The sequence below is a fragment of the Parabacteroides caecihominis genome (genome assembly GCF_023656785.1).
Lineage (GTDB): Bacteria > Bacteroidota > Bacteroidia > Bacteroidales > Tannerellaceae > Parabacteroides > Parabacteroides segnis.
In genome coordinates, this window is sequence record NZ_JAMOKS010000015.1 from 45,895 (window position 1) to 71,016 (window position 25,122).

Below are 25,122 nucleotides of genomic sequence, written 5' to 3' on the forward strand. Positions count from 1 at the left end.
AAATATTATAAAACAGTGTCTTTGCTTAAAGACACTGTTCTTATAAAAAAACACAAATTAAAAAATTCACTCATAGTTTCCCGGATTTTCATCCTGCCATTCATTCACTCCATCTCTTACACGGTTTCTGAATGTTAATGTATCCGTTACATAAGAGATAGTACCATCGCCATTATCGTATTTATACTTAAGGAATATTTTTCTATCCTGAAGCAGTTTGGCCTGATTAAAACGGGATTCTCCGTCCGGCAATACATTTATGTCAGAGGAAGAAGATTTTCCCACCGTAATAGTCCCGTCCGAATTTAAAGTCAACTTCATAGAACCTTTATCCGCATCATCTGCCAGACCGTTTGTCTCCAGTTCGAAAGGAGCGACTGTAGATAAAGTCCAGACTTTAGATTCCGGCTGTGGTATCTGGGTATAGTAAGCAACCGTATTCAACGTATTACCAACCGCATCCTTTACAACCCGAACTCCTCCATGCCAATAATTACCGAAAAGCATATTTTCATATTTCAATCCGATCACAGCATACCGCATGGGCTCTATGATAGAATCCGCATCAGCCGACTCTATATAAAAAGGTAATGCATAAGCTGCTTTCAATGTCTTCGGATCAGAAAGAAATTTAGCAGAATCCGCATAGACAGTAACTATTCCGCCATGTGAACCCTTACGAATCACCATCTCTTCCGAATTACTTAATGAATAATAATCTGCTGGCATAGGCAACAGTTCATTTACACCCGCGACAGAATTCTTTATATAATTCTGTCCGCTTTTCATCCGTGCCAAAGCATCCGGTGTCACCAGATCATTCTTTATCTGATAACGAACAACACGGTCCTTATTATTTTCCAAAACCCCGGCCAATACAGCCCCTACATCGATCTTCAACCCCTCGCCAACGACAAAAGTCCTGACATTCTCCTGATAAGGAAAATAAACCCCATCATAATCATAGTCTTTCACATATTCATCATAGCAAGAAGTCAAAGCCGCAGCCAATAATATAAAAACTCCTATCTTTTTCATGCTTTTATGTTTTTATTTAATTCATTTTACTGCCAGTTATCCCAGCCTTTATTCTGCTCCAATTTATCCATCCGTAAAATATCATCATAAGGCAACGGAAGATAAGGTGATGTATAAATTCTATTTTCTACAACATCCTTATCATAATCAAAAGTATTCTCCGCATTCTTCAAAATTTTTGCTTTATAGACAGGTTGATTCAACATTTCAATACTCCCATCTTTCGACCATCTCCTAAGATCATAAAAACGCATACCCTCGAAACAAGTTTCCAGACGCCGTTCATTCTGTATAAACTTTCTGAACTGATCTTTTCCCATTGTAGCTACCTCGTCCAGATAAGGATCATCGTCCGTATAAAGCTCTTTCCCATCATAAGTTTTTCTGGTACGCAAATATTTCATGGCCTCCTTTGCCGACAATCCGTCAATCGTATGATTAGGTCCTCCAATTTCATTAGCTGCTTCTGCGAAGTTCAGAACCATATGGGCCCAACGAATATAGAAACGGGAATGCGGCATCTTCTTTACAGTCGCATCACTCCAGTTTAGTCCCATATAAATATATTTCTTTATATGATAGTTCGTACGGCTGGTCGCTTTATTTCCTGCGGCATCTTTTCCCAATGCATCTTGATTTTCCCAACATTCAAAAGTATACATAGGCTTTGTCTCATTATTATCTCTGTTGGCTTTCGAATTATTATAAAAAATCACACTGTAAAAACGAGGGTCGCGATTGGCATACGGATTTTTCGGGTCATATAGTTTTGCTCCTTCCGGATGATCTTTCGGATAACCGTTCTTCATTGGAAAAGCATCCACCAGGTCCTGAGTAGCCCCTAGCGCACCATTTCCCTGGAAACCACCCGGATACAAAGCACGTTCCATTGCATCATTATTATTATCATAGCGAGAACCATAAACTATACCCGGAAAATTCGGATCAGTCCAATCAACTCTATTTACCGGATTAAATCCGTTTTTTACATTATCCACATTTAGTTTAAAGTCGATCACCTGTTTGGCATATATAGCTGCCTTCTCCCAACGTGTCATATCATTCTCCGGATTAAACAGCGGACTGGCATATGTAAGATACATTTGCGATTTGAGGGCAGTCATTGTGATACCGTCTAAACGGCCCCAATAACGAGAACCGGCATAAACCAGATCGCCCGCATTTTCCACTAAAAAATCGCGATGCGCGATCGGCAAATAAGCGTATGCGGAATCGCAATCACTCTCTATTTGTTTTACGCACGCGGCATACGTATCTCGTGCAAGGTTCACATCGTCCTCAAAAACATTTACCGGTTCGGTAATAATAGGGAACCCCAGCAACTCGCCACTCTTTATACCGATACCACCATAGCGACGAAGCAAATCCCACTGGAACCAGGCACGCAACCCAAAAGCTTCTCCCTGTAAACGATAACGTACCAGATCGTTAAAATGGGCATCTACCATAAAACGAGTATTAAACCCATGTTGATCTTTCAAGAATTTGTTGACTAAAGCGATACCTTTATAATCCTCTATCCAATAAGCCTCAAAAGGATCCTTTGACGGAGTTAAAGCTCCGGTAGCCAACTTTGCCATCGCATGTGTAGAGCTCGTTACTACCGCATCATCGGTCGCCCCATCCAGAAAAAAGCCATTATTATGGTTATAATTACGCTGCATATAGTCATAGCACTGTCCAACTAATCCTTGTACAGCATCCTGTCGCTCCCAAAAATCCTCTTCCGATAATCTGCCGTAAGGATAAGGATCCAGAAAATCCGCACAGGATGTGCTCATCATAACTACTACTGCAAAAAGACTTGTTTTTACTATATTTTTCATCTTACTCTTAATTTTAGAAGGTTAATTTGACTCCGCCCGTAAACGTTCTATTCAGCGGATAACGATCTATCCCCGAGGTTGCAGATTCAGGATCAATATCTTTTATTCCGGAAATTGTTGCCAAATTAGCACCGCGAACAAAGAAACGAGCCTTACGGATACCCATGAAAGCGGAGGCTGCCAAAGGTAGATTATAAGCTATTTCAATATTCTGAATTTTAAAATAATCACCTTTTTTCAACCAAAATGTAGATGCCTGATAATTGTTTTCCACTTTATAATATGTCTGCCGAGGTAACTTATCAGTACCCACATTCTCCACTAAATATTTTGAATAATTATTATCACCCCAACCGTTATGGAAATATTTGCTGGTCAAGGGAATATCAAAACCAGAACGGCCGTCTCCGATAATCGTTAACTCGATATTTTTATAAGCCAGATTAATATTCAATGCATAAAACAAACGAGGAGATGTATTCCCTATCTGTTTCATATCATTACCATCCACAACTCCGTCATTATTCAAATCTGCATATTTAAAATCTCCAGCTTTCAATTTTTCATCGAACAGTTGAGGTATTTTATTTGCTTCTTCATCCGAACTAAACCGTCCCTGATGAACCAATCCAAAATAAGCATCTGTCGGTTTTCCGATACGACTTTGGTATTCATTACGATAATCAGGTTGATCGAATTGGATGCGCTCAGTTCTCGGTAAAGTAGCCATCGCACCGATTGAATACCGGAAATCACCTATTTTATCTGTATATTTTGCAGAGAGTTCCGCTCCGTAATAACGCGTTTTATTAAAATTCACATAAGGTGTTGCCAGCAAACCGATAGCCAACGGATACCGGTTAGTCGGTTTCACCCATTCATTAGAACGAAGAGTATTATAATAACTAACACTGACAGACAATTTACGATCCAACATAAGAGCATCCAAACCGACACTAAACTCTTTACGTGTTTCCCAATTCAAATCAGGATTACCCAGTTTGTTATAGGTCGAACGGTAAATATTGTTATCCGTATTACTTCCAAACCACTGATTATTCGTATGAGGTCCAAATGCAGTTCCGGTATTATTCACTCCCCATTTATCTTCATACATGTAAAGCGTCGGATTCAATGACTGATAACCCAGTTCTCCATATTCAGCCCGCAATTTAAGAAAATCAATAAATTTCAAGTTTTTCATAAACTGCTCATCCGAGATGATCCAGCTGGCACCAACAGATGGGAAGAACTGATATTGATATGAACTTATCAAGCTCTGCGTTCCGGCAAAAGTAACAGCCGCTTGCAACGTATACTTATTATCATAGGTATAACTACCCGTCCAGTTCACATTCTGTTGACATAAAGGATTCTCTACCTGGTTACGCGTCAATTTAGAAATATGATAAGTCAATGCAGTGTTGATCCCATGTACTTCATTAAACAGGCGGTCATAAGAAAATGTCTGATAGCCGGAAAACTGCTGAAAATAATAATCATGCAATTTTGCCTGTCCGGACATTTCCGTCAAATCCCACACTTTTTCCAAAGTTACATCTGTTTTATCAGCATTCGGGGTGGCAATATAAGCTGCAAACTGTTCCGCCTTTCCGATACGGGTCAGGTTATAAGCATTAAACCCGACATACGTTCTGGATTTCAGCCCCTTAACCAAATGATTCATATCATAGTTCAAAGCTACATTAGCAGCGCCCAAACGCCCCGTTTCATTATAGTAACCATTATCTACCAAATGACCAATCGGATTTCTTTTAAAAGTGGAACTTACTCCATACCAAGGTAAACCCGATTCTTCATCAAAAGCCGCATATACAGGAAATGCATTGGGAGCAATTGTCGTCGCATCTTCTATAGCCGAATTAAATTCAAAAATATCCAGTTCCGCATCATCACTATTATCCTTCCCATAATCTTTATCATATCCATAGTTGGGAGAGCGGCGAATTGTCAGTCCTCCGAAAAATCCGAATTCCACATTAATAAAATCATTCACATTCATATCCAGATTGGCACGGGCGTTCAGCCGGTTATAATCTGCATTACTTCCAATCTTGAAATTATCACCTTCACCCGAATATCCCAGATAAGCATAATACTTAATAAAGTTATTACCACCCGAAGAAGATACATTTGCCCGTTGATAAGATTTCAGATCATTAAACATCATATCCTGATAGTTAACAGCCGGATATATTTTATCATACGGATCATTTCTATCATAACCGGCAAGTGCTGCGTCATCATACAAAGGAGACAAACCATCATTTATACGTGCCTGATTATTCAAGCGGGCATATTCTCCGGCTGTCGCCCATTTCGGGAAACGATCTACCGTGCTGACCCCGCCTTCTACATTTACATTCAATATCCGGTCATTAGCCTGTCCTTTTTTAGTCTTGATAAAAATAATTCCATTTGCTGCCCGCGGTCCGTACATTGCTTTACCAACCACATCTTTAACAAATGTAACCGTTTCTATTTCTGAAGGATCCAACTGCATTTCCGTAATATCAATCTGCATATCGTCTATGACATAAATCGGACTGAAACCACGCATATTAGCAGAAACTTTCGTCTTTACCCCGAACTGGCCGCGTGTTTCTTCCGCACTCGTACCGGTCGATCCTTCCCCTTCTGTTATCATTAATCCGGGAATCAGCCCAACCAACGCATTACGAAGATCATTGGAAGGATATTTTTCCAATTCCTTGCCTGTAATAACAATATAATCGCCCGTTGTATTCCTTTTAAAGTTATAGGTGTACGGTAACTGAATACGATCATCTTCCGAACGATAAAGTATGGAATGCTTTAAAACTACCGACGGATCATTATTCAATTGAGTCATTGAAGTAAATACTTTTTCAAATCCCGGTTTAGAAACAGAGATAAAATCGGTTGACTTCGCTTTTAGTTTATATTCACCACTCTGGTCTGTTATCCCATGGATAAATCCTTCACCAACTACTATTTCTGCATCAGAAACAGCCATATCAGCCTCATCCACTACTTGTATGGTGAGTTCTAACACTTTCGATTTTTCTTTTTCCTGGGCAGACAGATTACCATAGCCGGCCAGAAAAAGTAAAATCAGACCTACGCATTTTTTTATGACATATAGTCGTTTATATAGATTCATATATTTCTTCTTTTTTATGGTTCTTATCACCAAATTGGATTCAAACTGGTATCAAAGTTTTTCAATTTATAATAATCATCCGAATGGAACGGGAAATAATACATAGCATCGTGCCATCTGACCTGACGTCCTTCTTCCAACGGCTGCCGTGTATACTTGAATCCGGTAGGATATTCAGCACTTATCTGCACTTTCTCAATATCCATTCCATATAATTTTGTCGACATGATTACCGGAGCATCTTTCCAGCGTCGGATATCAAAGTAATGATGACCCTCACCGTATAATTCGATTGTACGTTCATTCTTAATATGCTTTCTGAACGTTTCCGTATCCTTCGTATAAATTGATTTAACCGGAACCATATCAACACGCTCTCTAATCAGGTTGATAGCATCTATGGCAGACATAGAAGCCCCTGGGGCTTTTCCGGACGGGCCATACGCTTCATTTGCTGCCTCGGCATAATTAAGATATAATTCAGTCAAACGAATCAACGGATCTGTCGTCAAAGTATTTACCTGATTCTGAACACTCATATCGCCAAAATATTTCCGGGTATAATACCCTGTATGACTAACACCGGCATAACTCTGATCTAAAAGTGTAGAATATTTAAATTTTCCATTATCATTCTCGTAATAGATATTTGCCTTATTTTTAACTTCTCCATCTGCCACTTTCGCCCATATTATATTTGCCTGATTGTAAATAACACAATGGTAAAAACGAGGATCACGACTTACATAAGGATCTTGTTCATTATAATGTCCTAATTTGATTGCCTCTTTTCTGTCCTCTTCCGTATTTAAAGGGTCTCCCCACTGTGTTTCAAACATATCCACAAAATTCTGTGTAGGATTTTCACCGGAGACGATTGTTTTCTTATTAGAGAATATTCCATTTTGTAATGCAGTCGGAGCATTTCCATAATTTTTATTTCCCGCATGCCAGGCCCATATCTGCTCATTAGTATATTTTACACCATACATATTATCCGTATACCTATCTCCGTCAATCAAGGCATACTGATATTTTTGTGCTAGTTGGATTGCCTCCCAACTGGCAACAGCTGCCTCCTCCCAATCTTTCGAACCATTCGCATTATTCAACGGACTTGCCGCATACAATAACACCCTGGCTTTCATCGCTTTTGCTGCCACCCCATTAGGTTTTTCCAAATCCGGATCATTCAAATGTCCCGGTTCCCCCGGTCCCGGATCGCGACGTATTTTTTCAGCTTTCTCGAAAGCGACAAAAGCTGAATCCATATCCAAAGCAACACACCTCAGACTTTCATTTTTGGAAAGACGTGGAATATCCCATTCATCATAAGCACCGATCGACTGATTTAGATATGGCATTGGGCCCCAATAACGATTTAACACAAAGTGTGCATATCCTCTTATAAAATAGGCCTGCCCTCTTAAATCTTCAATATCTTCAGGTGTTGCATCTTTAATCATATCAACTTTCTCCAATGCGATATTCGAGACCCGTATCACTTTAAACATAGCATCAAGAATAGGCCTTCTGGTTGCCGAAGTCTGATAAGTAAAATAATTTATATCTGTCCCCATTACACCACCTTTTATCCTTTGACCACCAAGTAAACGCCCATTATCTGCCAGTTCAGTTAATGCCTCTAACCCAAAGCGCTGATCCCAGTTAGCAATGCTCAGGGCATGTGCACATGTAATATTCTTATTCTCCTTACCTCCATAAACAGTATAAAAGAATTTCTTAAAATTAGCATGTTTACTAAACACATCTTCTTCTGACAAACCTGATTCCGGAGCTTTGTCTAAATAATCGGTACAAGAAAACTGTGTTGATAAAACAATTGCTGCAATAAATAATAATATGTATTTCTTCATATTGATTTAAGTTTTTAAAAAGCTACTTTCAAACCAACTTTATAAGTACTCATCTGAGGATAAAACCCACGAGCGAAATCTTTTCTTTCCGGATCACCTTCTAACAGACTCGTAATCGTAAAAAGATTATTTCCCGAAGCATATACGGTAACAGCAGAAATACCGACCCATTTCTTCAAATATTTCGGTTTTATGTTATATCCCAGATAAACCTCTTTCAACCGTATATAATCGGCTTTTCGCCAGAAACGATCTTTAATCTTTATGCCATATCCAGACCAAGCATCACCTCCACCCCAGGATAGCAAGGGAGGATTCCCTTGGCCCACATAATGTAAAGTCGAATGATTCGCATTTGGATTGGTCGGTGTCCAATAATCTAATTGAGACTCATGAACTCGGAGAGAGCCACTGGTAAACTCTGCCTCAAATGCTTCATTATACTCAACATACTTTCCGGAATTACCTTGGAATAAAATACTAAAATCAAAGTTTTTATAGGAAAATCCTCCGGATAAAGAAAAAGTTATCGGTGGATAAAGAGTTCCGTCAATTGCATATTTATCAGAAGTATTTATTTTTCCGTCTGCCATATAATCCAGAAATTTATAATCACCCACATTTATTTTATCAATAGTTGTCGGAGCGGGATTATTGTGAATATCATCGACAGACGTGTAATATCCGGAACCCGTTAATAAAGCCCCATCAAGTTGGGCTCCATAGGGTTTTCCGGCTGCCTTTTTATATTCCGGAGAATAAGGTAAATCATCTTTATCTATAATCCGGTTTTCATTGAAGCCGAAGATTCCTTTCAAATTATAACTCAATCCATACGAAGTCGTTTTATTAAACCCCAGTTCTACTTCCAGACCATGCTTTTTCATTGAACCTTTGTTTAATTGTTTAAACCCGTTATTACCAATCAACATGGTATTACTTTGAGGATTTAACAACATATGTGTTCTTTTTTCATCGAAAAAGTCAACTCCTACAGTTATCATATTATCTAAAAAAGCCATTTCAATACCCAAGTCTCTTTTTCTGGCCTCTTCCCACTGAGCATATATATTAGGTACTTTATCCTCGTAAATATAGTTTCCGTTAGCACTATATTCGCCAATGTAAAGCCATCGTTCACTAGCTGAATCACTACCTACTTTCCCATCAGAATAACGGAATTTCAATTTGTTCATCCAGGAGATATTATCTTTAAAGAACTTTTCTTCCGAAACAACCCAACCGACAGCACCGGAAGGGAAAAAACCAAAACGATTAGACGGAGCAAACCGTTCAGAACCAGTGTATCCAATATTAACCTCCAATAAATATCTTTTATCAAAGTTATAAGTAGCACGACCGACCCAGCTTTCATTGTAATAGGCAAAATCTGTTCCTGAATTTTTCTGATGACGGCTCATCAATGCCAGTGCCGTCACATTATGTTTTCCAAACGAACGTTTATAATCCAAAGAAAACTCATAATACAAATTACTGTAATAACCATCTTCCAAGTCACCCACATTGATATCCAACGGAGGCTGTGTCCAACTTTCATTTCCTTCGCCTTCTCTGAACCAGGGATTCATACCTGTCCCTATTTTATCAAAATTAAGCGTATACTGAGGAACTGACCAATTAGCTGTCAGAGATTTATTTTTATAATACGTACTTAATGACACTTTTGCCTGAACGGACAGTCCTTTCGTTACCATATCCAAATTCTGTTTAAGAATAAGATCGGTAAATAATTTAGAAGATGTATATTCATTAAATTTCCCCTGGTGAAGAGCGGAATAAGGATTTCCTCTTGCATCATTCTGTGCTGCCGCCAGGCGATCTCCGGACGCATCCGGATAATCCAGATCCGGAACCTGCTCCAAAACCCATGCCGGATAATAAGCTGGATATAATGTTGTACTAGCCTGATAAACCGGCCTCCAAGGATCTTCACCCGGCGTATTCTGTATACTGATATCTCCTCCGATATTAAAGGATAGAACAGTCGACTTTGTCAAATCAAAATCCAGATTTCCACGAAAATTAAAACGATCATACTTATATCTCGTATCGCAATAACCTTCATTCAAAGAATTAAAGAATGAACCTTGATGATAATATCCTAAAGAAGCGAAGTATTTCACAAAATTCGTACCGCCGCGTATGTTAAAATTGGCATTCGTTACTGGCGCAAAATCACGAGCCAGCACATCAAACCAATCGACATCCGGATAACGAATTGAATTCAAAGGGGTAGAAGGGTTCCTATACTCGTTAAGAACAGCTTGGGTAGTCAAGTCCTGAAAAGTCCCGGCATTCATCAATCCGACATTATACATACTCATTGTCGTATAAGAATCGATATGTTTAGGGATACGGGTTGGAAGTTCAATGCCGTAAGAGGCAGAAAAATCCAACTTGGGTTTAGATTCCACGCCGCGCTTAGTTGTTACCAAAATAACTCCATTAGCCCCTTTTGCACCGAAAACAGCTGTCGCCGATGCATCTTTCAAAACAGAAATCGTATTGATTTCATTCGGGTCGAGATCTGCAAAATCACGTTCCACTCCGTCCACCATAACCAAAGGTTTAGAGCTGTTCCAACTGGAAACACCACGAATAATAATATCATTCGTTGTCTGTCCCGGTTGACCAGATTGCTGCATAGTTAATACACCGGATAGTTTACCGGCAATTGCAGCAGTCACATCAGACACTCCAGATTGCACCAAACTCTTATTTCCAACCTGTGTGATCGCACCCACAACACTTTCTTTTTCTTGGACTCCGTATCCAACGATCACTACTTCTTCCAGATGTTCCGTATCCTCTACCAGTTCTACAGAGACATGATTCCTTCTACCCGGTTTTATCTCTACCGTTTTATATCCGATAAAAGAAACAACCAACGTACTGTTAGCAGGCACTTTCAATATAAATTTACCATCGACATCCGTTATTATACCCATTGTCGTTCCTTTAACCAACACATTGGCTCCGATAACAGGTACTCCTGTCTCATCCACCACAACACCCGTCAATTCAATCGGTTGTTGTTGTATGGAAGGAGCTACGGATCTATCCATTTTCTGTTTAATAATAACCTGCTTTTCGTTAATTTCAAAAGTCAGATTAGAATTTACAAAAAGAGGCTTTAAAATATCCTCTATAGAACCGGAGGTAGTCTTTAGAGTAACTTCTTTCTCCAACTCAGCTTTTATGTCTTCCGAATAAAAGAATATATACCCGGTCTTTTCCTTTATCGTTTTAAAGACATCCAACATGGTTGTTTTTCTAGCTTTAACTAGTTGTTCTATCGATACGAAAACATGATCCGTGTGAGCATGAATATTAGTAGCTCCTAATAATAGAACTACAATAAATCCCACACTTTCAAACATTTTAAGAAGAGAACGTAACCGATTTGTATTGTTACGACTTACTTTTTTCATACATTTGTATACATTTTAGGTTTTTCAATTTACTACTGGAAAATTTAAATTCAATCAAGCCTGGATAATTGCCGTTATCCGGGCTTATTCTTTACTGATTAACAATGACTCTCTTTACATTTTACATAGGCTTTTCATTTTTAGTTATTATTCAATTATAATAGTCTCCGATTCAAACCGATAAGTAAATTCATATAACAAAGATAGAGACTTCATCACCTGATTTACATCATCAAAAAGAATCAACTCACCACCACATCGCCTGCCGGCCACTGATGGATCACACTTTATCTCTACATTATAATAACGGCTCAACCGTTTCAATACTTCGGCAACTGTTTCTCCCTTAAACTGAAGAATTCCATCTTTCCATGAAGTGTAGTCGTACACATCGACTGGTACGACTTTATTCTTATGATCGTTCATCTCTAGTTTTTGATTAGGAATTAATTTTATTTCTTCATTCATCTCTGTTTTTACAGCGACCTGTCCTTTAACCAAAACGACAGACTGAAGTTCTTCATCAGAATAAGCAGAGACATTAAAACTCGTCCCCAGCACATTGACTGTAAATTTAGGAGTTTGCACATAAAAAGGTTTCGACTCGTCTCGGACCACCTCTATATAAATTTCACCCTGCACTTGAATCATTCGCTTTTCAGAAGCAAATGTCGAGGGGAAACGTAAAACAGATCCGGCATTAACCCATACTTTCGATCCGTCCGGCAATTGCAATGAGGAACGTTTTCCACGGGGAACGACTAAGGTATTGTAAACCATTTTTTCCTTCGGGTCCACCTTCGATTCTGATAAATAATTTTTCTGCCCTTTGGCATTCTGTACATAAACAGTTGAATCGTAAGCAATAATAGCATTATCTTCAATCTCAATTGTTTCCGCTCGATCTGTGATTAAAGTAACTTCCGTATGAACAGTATCGCTTACCGGGAGAACAGCCAAACTATCTTGACCGACAGATGAATCATGACTCATATAAACCGGAATCAAAAACAAAACTCCGATCAGGCAGGCTGCAACCAGTGCCCCATATAAATAAAGGTTATGTTGTTTTTTCTTTTGTGCATTATGGCTTCTATAAACCTTGTCCAATAATTCCTTTTGCTTTTCCCCCGATAAAGAATAATTGTTCAATTGTATTTTTTCAAAATCATGGCACGCTTCTTTATAAAGTTCCTGCTTATCAGGATGTTCCTTCAAATAGGCTTCCCAATATGCAGTAGATTCTTCATCCGACAACAGTCTGTTACGGACAAAGCGCTCATCTTGCCAAAAATCATTTTTTACTTTCTTTTTCATATAAGAAAACAAGTGTTGTTACTATTAAGACAACCTCACTCATTTTTTGCCCCCACAAAAATTCAAATAATTTAAAAAAATGATTTTTTATATCCAATCAGAAGGAAAGATTATCAAAAATAGCGGAATAACAGATGAGGTTGCCTCCTCACGCATATGTTCAATTCCCCTCGCCACCAACTTTCGTGCACCTTTCTGGGTCAGGTCTAACATATCTGCAATCTCATCATAGGAAAGTTTTTGCATATACCTTAAATAGATGGCTTCCCGTTGCCGATCCGTTAAAGTATCCAGCAGAGATTTTACTTTCTGTACTCTCATAGCAGCTTGTTCACGGTCTATCAGTTCATCCAGTAAATCGACCTCAACAACAAATAAATGTTCACACTGTTCTACGTCACTATATTCATAGGGGATTTTTAAGACATTTAAAAGTCTGTTCTTAAAACAAGTAAACAAAAAAGATTTTATATTTCTAACGCCTTCAAAAATTTTCGTATTAGATAACAATGACAGGAAAAGATCATGAAGAACATCATACAATTCATCGTCCGAAAGACCGAACCCTTTCCCATAAGCATACAAATTATTCACATAACAAGTATAAATATAGTCAAAACTCTCTCGATCTCCCTGAACTAATTTTTTTATAATATCTTCTTCAGCTACATTCATAAAAGCATTAATAGACTAACCTGTGTCTACCTCACCTGGTTAACTTCAGCTTCCAAATATAGCCATTTTTTTATTATATGCTTTTTTATTGAGCAAAAAGCATATAATACTTACCTCATAACAAACAAATACTCCATATGCAGTTCATACTTCCAATACAGATAGCCACAATTCGGAAAACGAGCACAACCAATGGTATATTATTTGTTTTTACTATGTTAATCAATCTACTAACTCATCAAAACCTTCCAAAACCTTTCCGGAAGATAAATGTTTCCGACCAAAATAGCCTCATTAAACAAAGGAGCAATTTCTTCCGGAAGAAAGCCAGCAATTCCACAACCGATTTCTGTTACCAGAAAAGTCATTTCCGGATGTTGCTTTGCAAAACAGATAAAATCCTTTACATAAGGATAGATTTTATCCACACCGCCATGCATCGTTGGTATAGCATACGTTTGTCCCTGTAAACCGATACCTTGTCCCCATACGGCTCCCCATTTACGATAAGCCAGGAGAGCGGCACCTCCACCATGAGCCCCAGCCAAATTACTTCCAAATACAAAAATCTCATCCGGCTTCAAGTCCTGTATCCGATTGTTTGTTATGCGCTGTTTATACATACTTTAATTATTAGGTCTGCTTTAACAATACATCCATATATTCATCACCTCCTAGATCTTTTGACTTACCTACCTTGTACCAAGCATTATTTACAATACCTGCCCGTAGAACTGTATGTGCATAAAATTCCACCTCATCTTTCACAATTTCATCACAAACAGGCTTATGATCCATCGGATAATGGGTTTTAAACACTCGAATCACAGAACTATTCAACATTTCCATATCATTTACAATATACTGGAAATATCTTTTAAATTTATCATCAATCTCTGCGCAAAAGACATTACCGATTTTTGTTACTATTCGTTTTTTCATATTAAATCAAGAAACATATCCAAATGACCTATATTATTCTCTATAATCAACTGTCGTTCGAATAAATTATCAAACCCCTTATCCTCTTTAAGCAAAAGATCGCTCCCCTTTTTAAAGATATTATCTTTAACTATAACATTTCCTTCAAACTGACAATCGAAAAAGCTAAAAAAACCATTAAAAAGATTTCTTTCCAAAACAAAATCTGTGATATTATGCCCTCCCATTTGATAATCAATATCAGAAAGAACAATATTATCAACAAAATTCAGTCCCCCTTCAAACCAACTTGAATGAATTACAAACTTATCAATTATACACTTAGAGATACAGACTTTCTTCGAAAATATCAAAGATGCAAAATTTATCTCATCTATAATTGAGTTAGATATAATAATCTCCTCACTATTATCTATCGAATTTAAATCAATCAAACGAGAAGAAACATTATTTATATTAATCACATCTTTCATTCATCATTATATAATCACCTAAATTCATATCAAACAAAGATTATACTTCCAAATAAATAGTTAGTACAATCTTTGTTTGACAATAAGTTTTTATTTAACCTCATCATATCTCCTTTTACAGATTAATATCCTGGAAATTTATTTGTATAATGTCCATATCTAAGCCTATCAACAATAGAAATATAAGACATTACCGGCCCCATCTCAACATGCCGATATTCTTCTGTAAGCCTTCCGATACGAACACTTGGCTCATTTATATGCCAAACATACCAGTTCTCTACCGGATCTACCCATTTTATATTTGTAGGAGAATCTCCCATACAGGCTTGTGCTATTCCAAACAGTACATCCATATATTCATCACCTCCTAGATCTTTTGACTTACCAACCTTGTACCAAGCATTATTTACAATACCTGCCCGCAGAACCGTATGTGCATAAAACTCAACTTCATCTTTGACAATATCATCAATGATCGGCTTATAGTCAATCGGATAATGTAATTTAAATACCCGTATCACAGAACTATTCAATTGCTCCATGTCATTTACAATATACTGAAAATATCTTTTACACTGATTATCAATATCCACACAAAAGACATCTCCTATTTTTGTTACTATTCGTTTTGCCATAATTTTTTCTACAAATAAAAAACATGCTTTTATGATTCATTTTGATATTCTATACTTTAAACGTATAATACCCATATCGCATACGATTTATTATCTCTATATAAGGCATTACACTATCTCTCTCTACATGCTGATATTTTTCAGTAAGCCTCCCAATGCGCACTCGTGGCTCATTTATATGACCAACATACCAATTTTCAGCAGGATCAACCCATTCTATTTCTGTAGGTGAATGAACTATACAATTTTGTGATATACCGAACAATACCCCCATATACTCGTCTTCCCCAATATTATTAGACTTACCGACTTTGTACCAAGCATTATTTACAATACCTACCCGCAAAACTGTATGCGCATAAAACTCAACTTCATCTTCAACAATTTCATCACAAACAGGCTTATGCTCCATCGGATAATGAGTTTTAAATACCCGTATCACAGAACTATTCAACATTTCCATATCATTTACGATATATTGAAAATATCTTTTATATTGATTATTAAACTCTACACAAAACACATCACCAATTTTTGTTATTATACGTTTTACCATATTGTTTACTTTCAATTATATTCACATCACTAATGTACAAATATAAGATTTACAAATAGGAATTCCTCAATATCATTAAACAATATAATTTTTTTTTGTCTTTGAACTATGGTTTTTTTATTTTATACTGTTCCCAATACCTAGGACTTATTGAATTTATTTTATTATATAACTGTCCTCCATCTTTCTGTAAACCAAATTTATTTATCAAATTTTGTTCCATTATCCGAGCATCCAATTTATTTAAAGATTTCTCTATTGGAATATATCGAAGAGTTCCTCTTTCTGTACCAGAATTGAAATGTTCATTAAACCTTATTTCAGGTTCTCTTTTAGTTATCCCCACATATCTAGTATTACCTTCTTTATCTAATCCTTGATATACCGAATATGTATTCTCGTCCTTAGACACAACTTTCCCCTCTCCTACATTATTTTTTATTGTAGAAGTTGTATTAGTTGGCATCAATCCACGATTTGTAGCTTTGCCAGTCCAAAAGTCACGTCCATGCTGTAACGCCTGGGCCCCTCCAATCAATCCACCAGATAATCCTCCGAAAATACCACCGGTTAGACCTCCCATTAGTCCACTCTGCAAAGCTCCACCAAATCGATCGCCATCCACCAAACCATTCCCTGTGTTTAACACAAAGCCACTTGTAGCACCACCAGCCGCACCGATGGTAGCCCCCGGTATAAATCCTGTGGACACAGCAGCCATTTGAGCTGCATTCTCTTACGACTTCCTGCCAAATCCCCCTTGGCGCTGGTCAATCCCCAACCGATGAGTTTAAGAAAAAATTAACACGTGACACAGTTTATTTTACAGACCTATCCCCCAACTTTTTCAAGTGGACTCATTTTTATATCCTTTATATTTGAATGTATACTGACCATATCGCATGCGATTGACAATATCCATATATGAAAGTACAGAACCTATTTCTATGTGTTGATATTTCTCTGTAAGTTTTCCTATCCGCCTAGTTGGCTCATTTATATGCCAAACATACCAATTTTCTGCAGGATCCACCCATTCTATTTTTGTAGGAGAATGAGCTATAAATTCTTGAGATGTACCAAACAAAATCTTTTGATATTCTTCACCTCCTATGTATTCTGATTTACCGACTTTATACCACGCTCCATATAAAATTCCAAATTTTAAAACTGTATGAGCATAAAATTCTATCTTATCTTTCACTATATTATCCATTATAGGCTTATAATCCATTGGATAATGAGTTTTGAACACACGAATCACAGAACTATTCAATTGCTCCATATCATTGACAATATACTGAAAATATCTTTTACATTGATTATCAATCTCTACACAAAAGACATCTCCTATTTTTGTTACTATTCGTTTTGCCATATTAGCAACTATTTTAACACAAAAAATGAATTTCACAATAAGATATGACCGGATCTCAATTTTGAAATCTTCACATCAGACATATTCTGGCTAATTTGCTCCATAAAAGCATCTCTATTTTCAATCTTTTCAAAAAGTTTCATACGCCAATCTATAACCTTGCCGTACTTCCACTCAAATAATTTAGGATTCCAGGTATCAGATATCCTCTCAATATCAGACTTTACACTTTTTATCATACACATATCATTCATATAAATAGATATGAATAATTTATATTCCAAAATCTTTGCTTGAGCAACTGGACTACTTTCAATTAATGCATCTCTAAATAATAATTTAAAAAATCTGAGAAGATCTTTTACATACACAGTTTCGTTTAATAAGACGCCTACTTGCATTTGCGTACATTTAAAAGCCTCAACAACATCCCTTTGCTCTGTTTTATAAGGGATATTAAACTGAATATCATTTTTGCCATGTATCTCAAAGAGAAATATTGGTTCATCCAAATTCTCTTTATTATCTTTTTTCCATAGAGGATAACAAACAAGTAACGGTCTGTATTTTTCACACCTTGGTAACCTTATTAATGATAACCCAATAAGAGCCAAGTCCAATTTCATTAATAAGACTGAAGGTGAATACATTGAAAGATTGGGAAAATATTTCCCCCAATCTTTCAATACTTCTTTTTTTTCATTTGATGAAACACTCCTCATCTACGAAACATTAAACAATTCATATTCAGTCATCAATATCCAGGATACTTACTCATATAATCCCCATACTTCAACCTATCAAGAATAGAAGTATAGGACATTACACCTCCTCTTTCCGCATGCTGATATTCCTTCGTCAACTTACCAACATAAACATGTGGCTCATTAATGTGCCAAACATACCATCTTTCAGATATCATTTCACCATTTCCTGCATCTGCAGACGATCGAAATAAGACTTTCGAAAAATCACCAAACTCTTTTGATGTACCAACCTTATACCAAGCATCATAAAGAACACCAAATTTCAAAATTGTATGTGCATAAAACTCAACTTCATCTTTGACAATATCATCAATGATTGGCTTATAGTCAATCGGATAATGTAATTTAAATACCCGTATCACAGAACTATTCAATTGCTCCATGTCATTTACAATATACTGAAAATATCTTTTACACTGATTATCAATCTCTACACAAAAGACATCTCCTATTTTTGTTACTATTCGTTTTGCCATCTTAATTAAAAGTTTAATCATCCGCATACAAATATAACGGATCAAGGTTTTTTAATATTGTATTGCTTCCAATATTTAGGACCTATTGAATTTATCTTATTATATAATACTCCTCCATCCTTTGACAAACCATATTTATTTATTAAATTTTGTTCTTGTATCCGGGCATCCATTTTATTTAGTTTTGTTGCATCATCAATCACATAATATTCCAAATTAGCCCTATCTGTTCCAGAACCCAAATGCTCACTAAACCTTATTTCAGGTTCTCTTTTAGTTATCCCCACATATCTAGTATTACCTTCTTTATCTAATCCTTGATATACCGAATATGTATTCTCGTCCTTAGACACAACTTTTCCCTCTCCTACATTATTTTTTATTGTAGAAGTTGTATTAGTTGGCATCAATCCACGATTTGTAGCTTTGCCAGTCCAAAAGTCACGTCCATGCTGTAACGCCTGGGCCCCTCCAATCAATCCACCAGATAATCCTCCGAAAATACCACCGGTTAGACCTCCCATTAGTCCACTCTGCAAAGCTCCACCAAATCGATCGCCATCCACCAAACCATTCCCTGTGTTTAACACAAAGCCACTTGTAGCACCACCAGCCGCACCGATGGTAGCCCCCGGTATAAATCCTGTGGACGCAGCAGCCATTTGAGCAGCAGTAACGCTCATCATTCCACCAAATCCTACGGCTGCCGCTACGCCTGCTGCTGCACCTGCTCCGGCAGCAACTCCTCCTACAACAAAATAACCGGTTCCTTTCCAAAAACCTTTCCAACCGCCAATAGCTTTTATTTCCTTCCAATGTGTTGCTACATTCGTTATCGCTCCAATTATCGCAGCTCCGCCAACAATAAACCAAAATAACTCCCCATCTTCATCCACATAAACCAATGGATTATTGAGACAATAACTATATCGGTTAAAGTTTTGTGAAAAATCAGGCATTTGTACAAACGGATCAGGAGACAGAAAACGTCCTATGGCCGGATCATATAGACGAGCATTCATATTTACCAAGCCGAATTGTAACAAATGTTCATGCCCGGTATAACCTCTACCTAAAAATAAGGTAGGTTCCTGCCCCGGCAAATAAGCAATTCGGGTAGCCGGATCACGTAAACGCCCCCAGGCGTCAAAACTATTTTCCTGCACGACAGCTCCACTACTGTTTATCACATGCGTTATGCTACCCAGATAATCACGGCAAATATAATACAATGCCCAAGAACTACCCTGTTTTACATAAGCTGCCGGAGCTGAATAAGCATCTCCTCCAATATACAATATTTGCTTATCCAATGTGCTCTTGTAGTCAGCTTCATAACGGTCACCTAAATAGTAGCGCTCTAGTTGTACATTCCCATTATATTTCAACTGCATTTTCTTACGACTTCCAGCCAAATCATAAATAAATGAGGCTTGATAACTATTCTCGGTAATAGTTGACGGGCGCTGAAAAGATGTATAACTCACCGACTGACTCCTCGGAGGAATTGCATTCTTTCGAGCAGCATCCACTTTTGATACTGCGTAAGGTTTATTGGGTGTATTATAATGAAAAAGATTGCCAACATCTTCCTTTTGAGTAATATTTCCTTTTATATCATACGCAACTACAGCACCAGCAAATTGTGTTAAACGGTTCAGATTATCATAAGTGAAATTTTCAGGTATTCCCCTTGTATTATCTGTACGAGTTGTGAGGTTTCCATTTGAACGATTGAAAGTATAAGTATCATTTTGTAATATCCGATTATTAGAGGCAGAAGTCGTTCTACCTGTCGGAATACCATACTCATCAAAAGAATAAGAGCGTGTTAATGGTCCTGTTACTACAGACACAGGCTGCCCCATATCATTCTCCTCTCTCAATTTCCAAACACTGGTTGAACCAAATTTCACTTCACTTTTATGCCCATTTGAATATACGTAAGATTCTGTACCGATAGCCCCAGTTTGCGATGTGAAATTAATGGAAGACAAATTTCCGGAGGAATATGAATAAGTCTTTTCCAACCACATTCCATCGGGACCATTATCTCTCTCTTTAGTGAGACGACCATACATACCGCTATCATATTGATACGTATGTGAGGTTCCATTAGTAGAAGTTACAGAACTCAATAAATCTTTTTCATAATTATACGTTGTTTTGAATTCATTCTGAAACTCCTTCGATATAATACGCCCATATGCATCATATAAATATATTTTTTTTCTATTGTCTGCATCGGTCTCTTCTTTCAAGTTTCCGGCTTCATCATAAGTAAAAGTTTTTCTACCTGCACTTGGATCAACAATCGCTTTCCTTCTGCCATATTCATCATATTCAAAAGCCGTTGTTATATCTCCTGGAGCCACAACACTTGAAAGTTGACCATCAGGACGCAGATTATAAGTTATTTTTCCAGCGGGGTCAGATACAGAGACCAATTCTCCCTTCGAATTATATTTTTGTTCCGAAGAAATGCCATTTTTAGTCAACGTTATGCTCGTACCGGAATAAGAATATGTATCTGATTTTCCTGAGGCATAAGCTAAACGTATCAATCGTCCATAATTATCATAATTATAAATATTCCATTTCGTTGCAGAACTTCCTTTAAACGGTAGAGAAACCTGAGAAATACGGCTGGCATTATCGTATTTCTTATCATATTTTCTTTCGGAACCATCAAATTCTATTATACTACTTCTTAGCTCTCGCTCAAAAGCATCATAAAATTTTTTCGTAACCAGACTACCAGGAGTACTCTCTGTCACACAATAAACGGCATTTGTCGGCGAATCACTCCATGTTAATATGGTAGTTGAAAATGTATTATCAGGAAAAATAGTTTTAACCAAATCCCCCATACTATCGTATTCATACGTTGTTGTTTTCTTTAAAGGGTCTGTGCTCAATTCGATTTGTCCCAGTGAATTATATCTCCACGTAGTCTCTAACAATAATGGATCTGTCTCCTTTGTTAAAAAAACTCCATCCGAAGAATACTCATATTTGGTTATCAACTCATTGGAAGAAGAATAATTTTTAATTGTTTTCTTTGTTATATTTCCAAATGTATCATATCCAAAAATATTCTCTAATACCTTCTTAGTCCCATCCGAAGTATATTCAATCGACTTTCCCAGCAAATATTTGTCATTATACTCAAATGTATGCTTTTCTATCCAACTATCACTTCCCCTTGTTATTCGCTTCGTTTGAGAAAGAGGCAAACCAAATATCCATACATTTTCCGTTCCACTATTCAAGTAAGTATTTGTTACTGTTTCTGTTAGATCATTACCATACTTAGTAATAACAGTTAATGGATTTCCCCAACTATCAGTAGACGTACAATCAACAGTTTTCACAGTACTTGTCAAATGATCCGTCTCCGTCAACTTTCTTATATAAGGAGTTACACGTTTATTCCCTTGGTATACATAAGAGTTTTCATAGACTGAAGTAGATACATTTGCTCCTGCTCTTGTTGTTACCTTTTGTTCTTGAATAAAAGGATAATAATATTCATTATAACCATAAAGAGTTGTTATCTTTCTATCTTTATTATAATTTTCCGCCTCAATACTACCAAATCCTAAAAAGCCTTTTCCCTGTAAATGAATCCGGGGATTTTTATAACGATAATATATATTCTCACTATATCCATTCGCATTCTGAACAACATTAGTGACTACATATAAAGGAACTCTATTACCTGATACCGGATAAGAATTATTATTGCTACTAGAACAAACACTCTCCTCTGTTATTGGAGCATATTGAAATGATATCTGTGCACCAAGTCCATTAGTGATTGTTTTTGTTAGTAAAGTCTGATTATCTGTAAAAGAATGAATTATATAACTATCCACATATCTCGCACAACAAAATTCCCCTCTACCGTCTCCATCAAAATCTTCAACTTGTAAAAGATAATTGTCATATTCATCAGGAACAAATATTTGGGAAGGTGTCAAAGATGTTGAATAATAAGCAGTAGTAAAATTTGCGCCGTTAAAAGTACCAACTTTCATCCTTACCGAATTGTTCACTACTTCCATATGGAATATATCAGACTTTCCGTCTCGATTGAAATCAGCCACTCTAACTTTTGCTTTAATATCAGCATTTAATATTTTTTGCTTAATAAATCCTTTTCCAGTGGAAAATAAGATAAATACATCATCAAAATTACCTGAAGTATAATTTTGAACTAAAATATCAGTATAACCATCACCATTAAAATCTCCAAAATACGGAAAATAATAATTTTTTACTTCAGGCGTATTAAAAGTACTTAACCGAACAAAAGTTCTCCCACTTAGTTCATACACCCAACCTCCAGAAGCATTCATTACAAGTATATTGGCTTTACCATTTCCGTTAAAATCACAGAGATATCTATTATTAGGATAATAGTTTTCAATATATTCACTGCCCCAATCATCAATACCCCCCGAAGCTATTTCCTTCCCATCACCATCAAAAACCTTCTGGTTATTAATAATCAATACCTCTTGTTTTCCATCACCATTAAAATCACCTACAATCGCCTCATTACTATCTGTATTAAATCCTTTGTAATCATATGTAAGCTTCTCTCCATCATACATATAATAATTATAACGATAAGTTCCGTTTAAAGCCTTAGATATATTAACAACATCTGCACATCCATCTCCATTCAGATCCGCTAAAAGAAAACCCTGAAACACTCCAGATGAAGACTGAATAGGAATAGTACACTTTTTAACAAAGTCTACACTTCCATAAACTTTCTGTGCTATAAATAAAGTAGCTACATCTGAAGTCGTATACGAATCTTTTTCCGGATATGAAAGAAAATCGGCCTTTCCATCTCCATTAAAATCTGCAAACAGGGGTTTATTCCCTTCCCTTTTTTGTGACAAACTTGAAAAATATTCATTCTGTTGAGCTTCACTACTCCCATAATTTATAACAGTTGAATTGTACTGTTTACTATTTTGCCCAACCTCTATCAATTCAATTAATTTAGAATAGAAACCATCATTCGTATAGTTAAATTGATACTGTCTGATCCTGGTTTGGCCTATATATGTAGAAATACTTTTCAGTATTTTATTATTATTTATCTGTACACCGGCAAAATATGTCTTTTGCTTATCGCTTCTTATTTCATAAGCAAATTCTAAACTGCGGTTTCCAGCATATTCGATCTTTGTAAGATAAAACTCACCATTGTTTACTATTTCATCATACTTATAATTTATTGTATTACCATTCTTATCTGTCACTTTTGATAATACCCAAAATAATGTACTTCCACTCGAAGCCTCTATGTTCGAATCAGAAGTGGAACCGAAAACTTTTGTCATTCCATCTTTTGTCCTAACCACAAAGCACAGAACTGAATTTACTACTTTATATGTAATTTCTGTAAATGGATCATATTCCATCCTATACTTGGCTCCATCTACAAGATTTTGTCCCGAAATCAATAGTAAACGTTGCCCATCAAGCATCAGATTATCGGAACTGGAGAGTTGAGGTGCTTCAGTTACATTATCATAATAATATGATTTACCACAACGAGATATTGCTGAAAATGCAGCCACATTCCATCCATACCCCATTAAACCATTAGCAAACTGGCTGTTATAATTAATTGAAACTGCTGGTTCTAATCCCGCTATTCCCTTTGGTACTTCTATTGGAATTACATAGTTGGCGCTACCAGTTTCTGTAATATCGACTGTGCCGACAATCGTTCCAACCTCTTTACTTTTATCTACAGAAAATGTAGCCACATTCGGTTGTTCCAACTCCTTATTGTCGTCTTTCGTACGGGAATCCAATAGTTCTTTAAGTGAAGAAGGCATCAACTCTGTTTCAATTCTTATCGTGTCCGATAATTTATTATCATAATTGCCTAAAGTATGGACTTTCAGATTCGTTTGTCCCAATATTTTTAATGCAACAAAAAGTAATACGATTGTTGATATACTTATTCTTTTCTTCATAACATGTCTTTTTAATCCCTGATTTACAAAAATTAATCTACATTAGACAATTTTACGGAATTTGCACTACGCATTTTTCTATTTCCAGAATTATCGTATCCATAATCGAAAGTCCATTGAGTTAACTCACTTTTTATATTCAAGAGGCCTCCTAGCTTCACTTCAAATAAACCATTTATCAAAATAGCATCCGGAGCAGATAGTGTTAAATCTCCGTTAGAGGATACTGTCACATTTTGTAATGTAAGAGTGTTACATCCTTGAACTGAAAGTTTTGAAGAAACCGTCTGGTTTTCAAAAGTATTAACACAGGAACTTGTAGCAAATACAGAGATGCTATCTGATTGTTGTTCTATTCTCACACTATCAGATACAAGCAGATCCGAAGTTCTATTTGATTCTTCTGCGATTTTAAAGCTTTTTGAATATACTGAATCTACAAAGTCAAACAAAAGGAAAAACATCATACATATTCTCATGTATGTATTAAGTATATTATATCTTTTCATAGCTAA

18 protein-coding genes are annotated in these 25,122 nt (G+C 36.6%); all 18 read right to left on the reverse strand.

The features are described 5' to 3' along the window. Nucleotides 1-66: 66 nt before the first annotated feature. Complete coding sequence (locus NBH14_RS14040) at nt 67-1,038, reverse strand: DUF1735 domain-containing protein (RefSeq protein WP_186958937.1); 972 nt, start codon at nt 1,036-1,038, stop codon at nt 67-69. A gap of 26 nt (nt 1,039-1,064) precedes the next feature. Continuing rightward, nucleotides 1,065-2,885 carry a RagB/SusD family nutrient uptake outer membrane protein gene (locus NBH14_RS14045; RefSeq protein WP_186958938.1) on the reverse strand — a complete coding sequence of 607 codons (1,821 nt, stop codon included), beginning with the start codon at nt 2,883-2,885 and terminating at the stop codon, nt 1,065-1,067. Nucleotides 2,886-2,898: 13 nt separating this feature from the next. Beyond that, nucleotides 2,899-6,048 carry a SusC/RagA family TonB-linked outer membrane protein gene (locus NBH14_RS14050; protein WP_186958939.1) on the reverse strand — a complete coding sequence of 1,050 codons (3,150 nt, stop codon included), beginning with the start codon at nt 6,046-6,048 and terminating at the stop codon, nt 2,899-2,901. Between the two features lie 26 nt (nt 6,049-6,074). Next, the gene (locus tag NBH14_RS14055; RefSeq protein WP_186958940.1) at nt 6,075-7,925 is read right to left on the reverse strand and encodes a RagB/SusD family nutrient uptake outer membrane protein; all 1,851 of its coding nucleotides are present in this window, start codon (nt 7,923-7,925) and stop codon (nt 6,075-6,077) included. Nucleotides 7,926-7,939: 14 nt separating this feature from the next. Then, nucleotides 7,940-11,377, reverse strand: coding sequence for a TonB-dependent receptor (locus NBH14_RS14060; RefSeq protein WP_186958941.1), 3,438 nt, complete (start codon nt 11,375-11,377; stop codon nt 7,940-7,942). A 147-nt stretch (nt 11,378-11,524) separates the two neighbouring features. Next, complete coding sequence (locus NBH14_RS14065) at nt 11,525-12,694, reverse strand: FecR family protein (protein ID WP_186958942.1); 1,170 nt, start codon at nt 12,692-12,694, stop codon at nt 11,525-11,527. An 87-nt stretch (nt 12,695-12,781) separates the two neighbouring features. After that, nucleotides 12,782-13,369: an RNA polymerase sigma factor gene (locus NBH14_RS14070; protein WP_046145180.1), complete on the reverse strand. Its 588-nt coding sequence runs from the start codon at nt 13,367-13,369 to the stop codon at nt 12,782-12,784. Nucleotides 13,370-13,599: 230 nt separating this feature from the next. Further along, a complete protein-coding gene (locus NBH14_RS14075) occupies nt 13,600-13,992 on the reverse strand; it encodes an A1S_2505 family phage non-structural protein (protein WP_186958943.1) in 393 nt (130 codons plus the stop codon). A 10-nt stretch (nt 13,993-14,002) separates the two neighbouring features. Then, the gene (locus tag NBH14_RS14080) at nt 14,003-14,311 is read right to left on the reverse strand and encodes a hypothetical protein (RefSeq protein WP_186958944.1); all 309 of its coding nucleotides are present in this window, start codon (nt 14,309-14,311) and stop codon (nt 14,003-14,005) included. Beyond that, the gene (locus NBH14_RS14085; RefSeq protein WP_186958945.1) at nt 14,308-14,784 is read right to left on the reverse strand and encodes a hypothetical protein; all 477 of its coding nucleotides are present in this window, start codon (nt 14,782-14,784) and stop codon (nt 14,308-14,310) included. The genes NBH14_RS14080 and NBH14_RS14085 overlap by 4 nt, the downstream gene beginning before the upstream one ends. A 122-nt stretch (nt 14,785-14,906) precedes the next feature. Then, nucleotides 14,907-15,422, reverse strand: a complete 516-nt coding sequence (locus NBH14_RS14090; RefSeq protein ID WP_186958946.1) for a hypothetical protein — start codon at nt 15,420-15,422, stop codon at nt 14,907-14,909. Between the two features lie 49 nt (nt 15,423-15,471). Beyond that, the gene (locus NBH14_RS14095) at nt 15,472-15,978 is read right to left on the reverse strand and encodes a hypothetical protein (RefSeq protein ID WP_186958947.1); all 507 of its coding nucleotides are present in this window, start codon (nt 15,976-15,978) and stop codon (nt 15,472-15,474) included. 106 nt (nt 15,979-16,084) lie between these two features. Further along, nucleotides 16,085-16,699, reverse strand: coding sequence for a GIY-YIG nuclease family protein (locus NBH14_RS14100; protein WP_186958948.1), 615 nt, complete (start codon nt 16,697-16,699; stop codon nt 16,085-16,087). A 126-nt stretch (nt 16,700-16,825) separates the two neighbouring features. Further along, nucleotides 16,826-17,356 (reverse strand): Imm26 family immunity protein, encoded by a 531-nt coding sequence (locus NBH14_RS14105; RefSeq protein ID WP_186958949.1) that lies wholly within the window; start codon nt 17,354-17,356, stop codon nt 16,826-16,828. Nucleotides 17,357-17,388: 32 nt separating this feature from the next. Then, the gene (locus NBH14_RS14110; protein WP_186958950.1) at nt 17,389-18,078 is read right to left on the reverse strand and encodes a hypothetical protein; all 690 of its coding nucleotides are present in this window, start codon (nt 18,076-18,078) and stop codon (nt 17,389-17,391) included. A gap of 32 nt (nt 18,079-18,110) precedes the next feature. After that, on the reverse strand, nt 18,111-18,599 hold the full coding sequence (locus NBH14_RS14115) for a hypothetical protein (RefSeq protein WP_186958951.1): 489 nt from the start codon (nt 18,597-18,599) through the stop codon (nt 18,111-18,113). A gap of 41 nt (nt 18,600-18,640) precedes the next feature. Beyond that, on the reverse strand, nt 18,641-24,607 hold the full coding sequence (locus NBH14_RS14120; protein WP_186958952.1) for an FG-GAP-like repeat-containing protein: 5,967 nt from the start codon (nt 24,605-24,607) through the stop codon (nt 18,641-18,643). A 32-nt stretch (nt 24,608-24,639) separates the two neighbouring features. Next, nucleotides 24,640-25,116 (reverse strand): hypothetical protein, encoded by a 477-nt coding sequence (locus tag NBH14_RS14125; protein WP_186958953.1) that lies wholly within the window; start codon nt 25,114-25,116, stop codon nt 24,640-24,642. Nucleotides 25,117-25,122: the final 6 nt, after the last annotated feature.